General features: G+C 72.3%; 7 protein-coding genes. 3 read left to right on the forward strand and 4 right to left on the reverse strand.

Translation table 11 applies throughout. From position 1 onward, the window contains the following. Positions 1–1015, reverse strand: a 1015-nt coding sequence (locus AOK24_RS42180; RefSeq protein ID WP_055725165.1) for a sensor histidine kinase, incomplete at its 3' end; no start/stop codon positions are given. A gap of 180 nt (positions 1016–1195) precedes the next feature. On the opposite strand from AOK24_RS42180, the gene AOK24_RS42185 reads away from it, so the two are divergent. Then, a complete protein-coding gene (locus tag AOK24_RS42185) occupies positions 1196–1396 on the forward strand; it encodes a hypothetical protein (protein WP_055725166.1) in 201 nt (66 codons plus the stop codon). 56 nt (positions 1397–1452) lie between these two features. Here the strand turns inward: AOK24_RS42185 and AOK24_RS42190 are convergent, their stop codons facing one another. The 3 genes from AOK24_RS42190 to allB form a co-directional block, all read right to left on the reverse strand. Then, a complete protein-coding gene (locus tag AOK24_RS42190; RefSeq protein WP_055725167.1) occupies positions 1453–1842 on the reverse strand; it encodes a guanyl-specific ribonuclease in 390 nt (129 codons plus the stop codon). Between the two features lie 225 nt (positions 1843–2067). Further along, entirely contained in the window at positions 2068–3192 is a 1125-nt protein-coding gene (alc, locus tag AOK24_RS42195) for an allantoicase (RefSeq protein ID WP_055725168.1), read from the reverse strand. A gap of 33 nt (positions 3193–3225) precedes the next feature. Next, a complete protein-coding gene (allB, locus tag AOK24_RS42200; RefSeq protein WP_055725169.1) occupies positions 3226–4566 on the reverse strand; it encodes an allantoinase AllB in 1341 nt (446 codons plus the stop codon). A 228-nt stretch (positions 4567–4794) separates the two neighbouring features. Here allB and AOK24_RS42205 point away from each other — a divergent pair, with 228 nt between their 5' ends. Both AOK24_RS42205 and AOK24_RS42210 read left to right on the forward strand, forming a co-directional pair. Then, the gene (locus AOK24_RS42205; RefSeq protein WP_055725170.1) at positions 4795–5589 is read left to right on the forward strand and encodes an IclR family transcriptional regulator; all 795 of its coding nucleotides are present in this window, start codon (positions 4795–4797) and stop codon (positions 5587–5589) included. A 1-nt stretch (position 5590) separates the two neighbouring features. Next, on the forward strand, positions 5591–5999 hold a 409-nt coding region (locus AOK24_RS42210), incomplete at its 3' end, for a DUF6304 family protein (protein ID WP_240554388.1).

Consider the following 5999-nt stretch of genomic DNA (forward strand, 5'->3'; position numbering starts at 1 on the left):
TGGTGAGGGCTTCCTGGGCGATGCGGTAGGCGGTGCGGCCGGTGGAGGCGGGGACGGAGGCGGGATCGGTGAGGCGCTGGTCGAGGGTGACCTTCATGCCGGCCTCGCGGGACTCGGCGGCGAGGGCGTCGAGGCCGCCGAGGGTGGGCTGCGGGCGGCCCTTGTCGTCGGGGTCGCCCGCGCGCAGGACGCCGATGATCTCGCGCAGGTCCTGGAGGGCCTCGTGGGCGCTCTCCCGGATCACCCCGGCCGCGCGGGCGATCTCCTCCTGCGGTGCGTCGGGGCGGAACTCCAGCGCGCCCGCGTGGACGCTGAGGAGGGTCAGCCGGTGCGCGAGGACGTCGTGCATCTCGCGCGCGATGGCCTCGCGCGCGAGGCGCTGCGCCTGTTCCGCGCGCAGCTGGGCCTCGGTCTCGGCGCGGTGCGCGCGGTCGCGCAGGCTGAGCATGAGCTGGCGCTTGGAGCGGACGAACAGGCCCCAGCCGAGGACGCACGCGCTCATCACGAGGGTGAGGGCGAGGGAAGCCAGGTAGTGGGTGTTCGGGGCGGGCCGCAGCCAGTAGAACACCGGCATCACCGCGAGGGAGGCCGCGCAGACCCAGGCGGCCTGTTTGAGCGGCCGGTGGACGATCAGGGTGAACATGACGATCAGCCCGGCGCCGCCCGCGCTCACAGAGATCAGGCCGACGGGGATCATCGCGACGGCCACCCCCAGCGGCCAGCGCCGGCGCAGCCACACGGCGGCGCACGAGAGCGCTCCCACGACCTGGTCCAGGACGGCGACGGACTGCGGGATGTGTTCCTTGGAGAGGTCGTCGGCCGCGAGAAGACCCACGACGACGGCCAGGAAGAACGCGGTGAAGTCGACGAGCCAGTCACGCGCGGTGCGCCGGGGCCGGCCGCGCACCCGCGCGGGGTCGGTGTCCCTCTCCAGTTCCGCGACGACGGCGGACGGCAGCAGCCACCGCGGCCCTGCGAACGCCCGTGTCCCCCGGTCTTGCTTCACGGTCTTCACAGCCGACAAATCTATGCCGCCCTCATGGCCCCTGACCGCCTCGTACGGATGATCGGCTACCTAAGTCGCGGCGGAACCGACTTTCGGCGACCGCCCCCGGCCCGACCGGCTCCTTCCGTAGGGCCGGCGTCGCCCCGCGGCCGATGTGCGAGGGCGGTTCGCGCGGCGAGACTCGCAGGCATGAAGCAGTTGCTGGAGTTTCTCGGTCTGATCGCCCTGGTGCAGGGCGGGATGGGACTGGTGCACGAGTTCACCGACTGGAACATCGGGTTCGTGCAGAGGATCGGCTTCCTCGACGGGGCGGAGATCTACGCGAGCATGGCGCTCGTGGTGCTCGGGTGCGCCCTGTTCGCCGTCGCGGAACGCCGGAAGCCCGACTGATGGAGTCGGGCTTCCGGGTGGGTGCGCCTGTCCTCAGGGCTGAGCGTGGGGGTGGCTCAGCAGGAGAAGTCGATCAGGTCGAAGGTCGCGTAGTGGTCGGAGGTGTAGTAGTCCTCCTGCGACTGCTGCCCGGTGACGATGCGGCGGGCGCCGCGCGTCGAGGAGCCCGGGGTGATCACGGTGTACTCGTGGTAGTAGCCCGTGGACTGGCTCGGCAGGACGCCTTCGCGGTTCTGGAAGACGACGCCGTCCTGCGAGTACGGGAACGGACCACCCTGGTCGATCAGGTTCAGGGTGGTGTGCGCCTGCGACGGCAGGGCGCCGTAGCAGATGCTGCCGACCGCGGCAGCCGCCGGGGACGCGGTGGCGACGGTGCCGCCGACCAGGAGGGCGGACAGGACGGCGGCAGCGGCGCCTACTCGGGTGATGCGTGGGGGGAATCTCATGGGTCCATGATGACGCGCGTAGATGCTGGCATGTCAACGACAACTTCCAAGATTTTCCCGGCAAGTCCGAAGCGTTTTCAGGAAGTTAACCTGCGGTCAGGTGTCGGCCGGGAGTTCGGCTGCCGGGCGGCGAGGCTGCCGAGGTCCACGGCGCGCGGGCGGGGTCCGTGGTCGTCGCCTCGGACCCCGCCCGCGCGCGGAGCTCACCGGTTCACCCGGTGCGGATCAGCCGCCGAGCTCCCGGTGGCGTGCCGCCAGGTCGGCCGCGCCCTTCGCGGTGAGCGCGCCGTGCAGCCGCAGCCGGGAGATCCCGCCGTCCGGGAAGATGTCCACCCGCGCGTGCGTGCCGACGGCCGGTTCCGGGAGGACGAAGCGGTGGTTCGTGTCGGGTTGCAGGCGCGTGCGCGGGAGGATCTCGCGCCAGGCGTCGTCCCCGGCGTCCTCGCCGTCCCGGACCGAGACAGTGGCCCAGCCGGCGCTGTTGCCCTTCAGGTACGCGGTGTCGATCTCGACCGCGCGGATCTCGGACTGCGCGGCGAGGCGGTAGCGGATCCAGTCGTTGCCCTGGTCGCGGCGGCGGCGCGTCTCCCAGCCGTCGTCCATCTGGCGGGAGCGGCCGGGGCGGATGGTGTTGGACGCCGGGGAGTAGAACAGGTTGGAGGCGTCCTCGGCGGCGCCGCCGTTCTCCAGGGCGACGACGTCGTAGGCGCCGAGGACGGCGAGCCACTCGGGGTCGGGGACGACCTCGCCGTACACGCGCAGGCGCGCGATGCCGCCGTCGGGGTGCTGGTTGAGGCGCAGGTGCGTGAAGCGCTGTTCGACATCGACGGCGAAGCCGTTCGCCGCGTGGCCGCCGACCTCGGTGCGCGGGACGAGGGTCGTCCACTTGACGTCGTCGCCGAGGAGTTCCTCCGGGGAGGGCGCGCCCGGCAGCGAGGTGGCCTCGACGGAGACCGCCTTCGGGTAGTTGCCGCGGAAGTGGGCCGTGTCGACGACGATGCCGCGCACGACGCCGGGGGCGCCGAGGCGGATCAGCGCCCAGTCGTGGTCGTCGGCCGTCGGCCAGGGGTGCTCGGCCGAGGCGCCGCGCCTGCGGCGGGTCTCCCAGCCGTCCATGACCTTGCCCTTGTGCCCGAAGTGCTCGGGGTCGAAGACCGCGCGCCCGGGCAGCAGGAGGTTCTCCCGGTGGGCGAAGAACTCGTCGTTGGCGGCAATCACCCCGGCGCCGAGCTGCCGGTCGGCGAGGTCGGCGAGGTGCGTGAAGGGGAGGTCGGCGCAGCGGTGGTCCGCGTACGGGTCGCCGCCCTGGTAGGGCTGCGCGTCGCCGGTGAAACGGGGGATCGCCGTCACGGGGGTGCCTTTCGGGAGTGGCCGGTGCGGGTGTCAGTGGTCGCGGGTCAGGAGGCGGCCCTTCGGGGCGGTGAACTCGCCGTCGGCGTGGATGCGTTCGCCGCGCAGCCAGGTGGACTTCACGACGCCGTACAGGGTCCGGCCCGCGTACGCGGTGACGCGGTTGCGGTGCTGGAGGGCCTCGGGGTCGACGGTGAACGTCTCGTCGGGGGCGAGGACGGCGAAGTCGGCGTCGTGGCCGGGGGCGATCGCGCCCTTGCGGCCGTCGAGGCCCACCAGGGCGGCCGTGCGGGACGACATCCAGCGCACGACGTCCTCCAGCGCGTGCCCGCGCGCGCGGGCGGCCGTCCAGACGGCGGAGAGGCTGAGCTGGAGGCCGGAGATGCCGCCCCACGCGGTGGCGAAGTCGTCGGTCTTCAGGTCGGCCGTGGAGGGCGAGTGGTCGGTGACCACGCAGTCGATCGTCCCGTCGGCGAGGGCCTGCCACAGGAGGTCCTGGTTGGCGGCCTCGCGGATGGGCGGGCAGCACTTGAACTCGCTGGCGCCGTCGGGGACTTCCTCGGCGGTGAGGGTCAGGTAGTGCGGGCAGGTCTCGACGGTGACACGGACGCCGTCCGCCTTGGCCGCGGCGATCAGCGGGAGGGCGTCGCTGGAGGACAGGTGCAGCACGTGCACGCGCGCGCGGAGGCGTTTCGCCTCGTCCAGGAGGTGCGCGATCGCCGTGTCCTCGGCGTGGCGCGGGCGGGAGGCGAGGAAGTCGGCGTACTTGGGGCCGCCCTGCTGGGGGGCGGTTTCGAGGTGGTGGGGGTCCTCCGCGTGGACGATCAGCAGGCCGTCGAAGGCAGCGATCTCCTCCAGTGCGCGCGCGAGGTGCTCGCGGTCGAGGTGCGGGAACTCGTCGACCCCGGAGGGCGACAGGAACGCCTTGAAGCCGAAGACCCCGGCGTCGTGCAGGAGGCGCAGGTCGGCCGTGTTGCCGGGCAGGGCGCCGCCCCAGAAGCCGACGTCCATGTGCGCCTTGTCGGCGGCGGTCTTCCGCTTCACGTCGAGGTGGTCGACGGTGGTCGTCGGCGGGAGGGAGTTGAGGGGCATGTCGACGAGGGTGGTGATGCCGCCGGCCGCCGCCGCGCGCGTGGCGGTCCAGAAGCCCTCCCAGTGGGTGCGGCCGGGGTCGTTGACGTGCACGTGCGTGTCGACGAGGCCGGGCAGGACGACGTGGTCGCCGACGTCCTCCACGCGCGCGCCGGGCGGCGGCGCGGCGTCGTAGGGCAGGACGGCGGTGATCACGCCGCCCGAGACCGCGATCGTGGCGGCTCGCTCGCCCTCGGGCGTGACCACGCGCGTGGAGCGCAGGACCAGTTCGGCCTCGGACACCCGGAACCCCTCTCTGACCTGGGTTTACATCCCCGTAACGAAGTTCAACTTTCTGTTGAAGGAGTCTTCACTCAGCCCCTTCTGAGCGTCAAGGGTCCACCCTCCGGCCTAGCGGTTTCCGGATCACGGAATTACTCTTTCACCTGCCAGAACGTAACGACGCACCACCGAGGAGTCAACACGCCGACGGGTAGGCTGCTGCCTCCTGACTGCCGAAAGGAACGCGCCGTGCCGCCGTCCAGCGCCAGCACCTCCGAGTCCGCCAAGTCCGCAGGCGGAGGGGTCCAGTCCCTCGAGCGCGCGTTCGACCTCCTGGAGCGGATGGCGGACGCGGGCGGCGAGGTCGGGCTGAGCGAGCTGTCGGCGAGCAGCGGGCTGCCGCTGCCGACGATCCACCGCCTGATGCGCACGCTGGTGGCCTGCGGGTACGTCCGCCAGCAGCCGAACCGCCGCTACGCGCTCGGCCCCCGCCTGATCCGCCTCGGCGAGTCGGCGTCGCGCCTGCTGGGCACCTGGGCGCGGCCCCATCTCGCGCGGCTCGTCGAGGAGACCGGCGAGACCGCGAACATGGCGCTCCTGGACGGCGACGAGATCGTGTACGTCGCGCAGGTGCCGTCCAAGCACTCGATGCGGATGTTCACGGAGGTCGGCCGGCGCGTCCTGCCGCACTCCACCGGCGTCGGCAAGGCGCTCCTCGCCGGGTTCCCCGACGGGGACGTACGCGCCCTCCTGGGGCGCACAGGGATGCCCGCGGCCACCGAGAAGACCATCACCACCCCCGACGCCTTCCTGGCCGCCCTGCGGGCCGTACGCGCCCTCGGGTACGCCGTCGACGACAACGAGCAGGAGATCGGCGTCCGTTGCCTCGCCGTCTCCGTGCCCGACTCCCCCACCGCGGCGGCGATCTCGATCTCCGGGCCCGCCGGGCGCGTCACGGAACAGGCGACCGAGCGCATCGTCCCGGTGCTCCAGCAGGTCGCCCGGGAGCTGTCGGTCTCACTGGCCAGCCAGAACGCTGGCTGACGTGCGGTACTGGCCGGGGCACTACACGGACCGCCACGGGCGCGAGACGGTGGTGTTCGTGTCGGACGGGAGCGAGATCCGGACGACGATCAGGGGCGTCCTCTTCGAGGGCGACAATATGGACGACCTGGGCGCGCTGTCCGGCGAGCCGCCCGCCGAAGGGTTCACCTTCCGCGAAGGGGGCCTGTGCGACTGCCTCCTGGAGTGGTCCGAGCCGCTTCCGCTGATCGTCGAGGGCGACGGCACGCGCGCGGGGACGCTGCACTGCACCCTCCAGCTCGGCGACCTCGCCGGGTCCGCACTCGCCGACCAGGACTTCCGCGCCGTCCTCCACCACGACGGACACGACTACCCCGCCGACGGCTGCGGCGACTTCGAGGCCGCCCTCCACGAGATCCAGCGCACCCTGC

This window comes from Streptomyces niveiscabiei, assembly GCF_001419795.1.
Taxonomy (GTDB): domain Bacteria; phylum Actinomycetota; class Actinomycetes; order Streptomycetales; family Streptomycetaceae; genus Streptomyces; species Streptomyces niveiscabiei.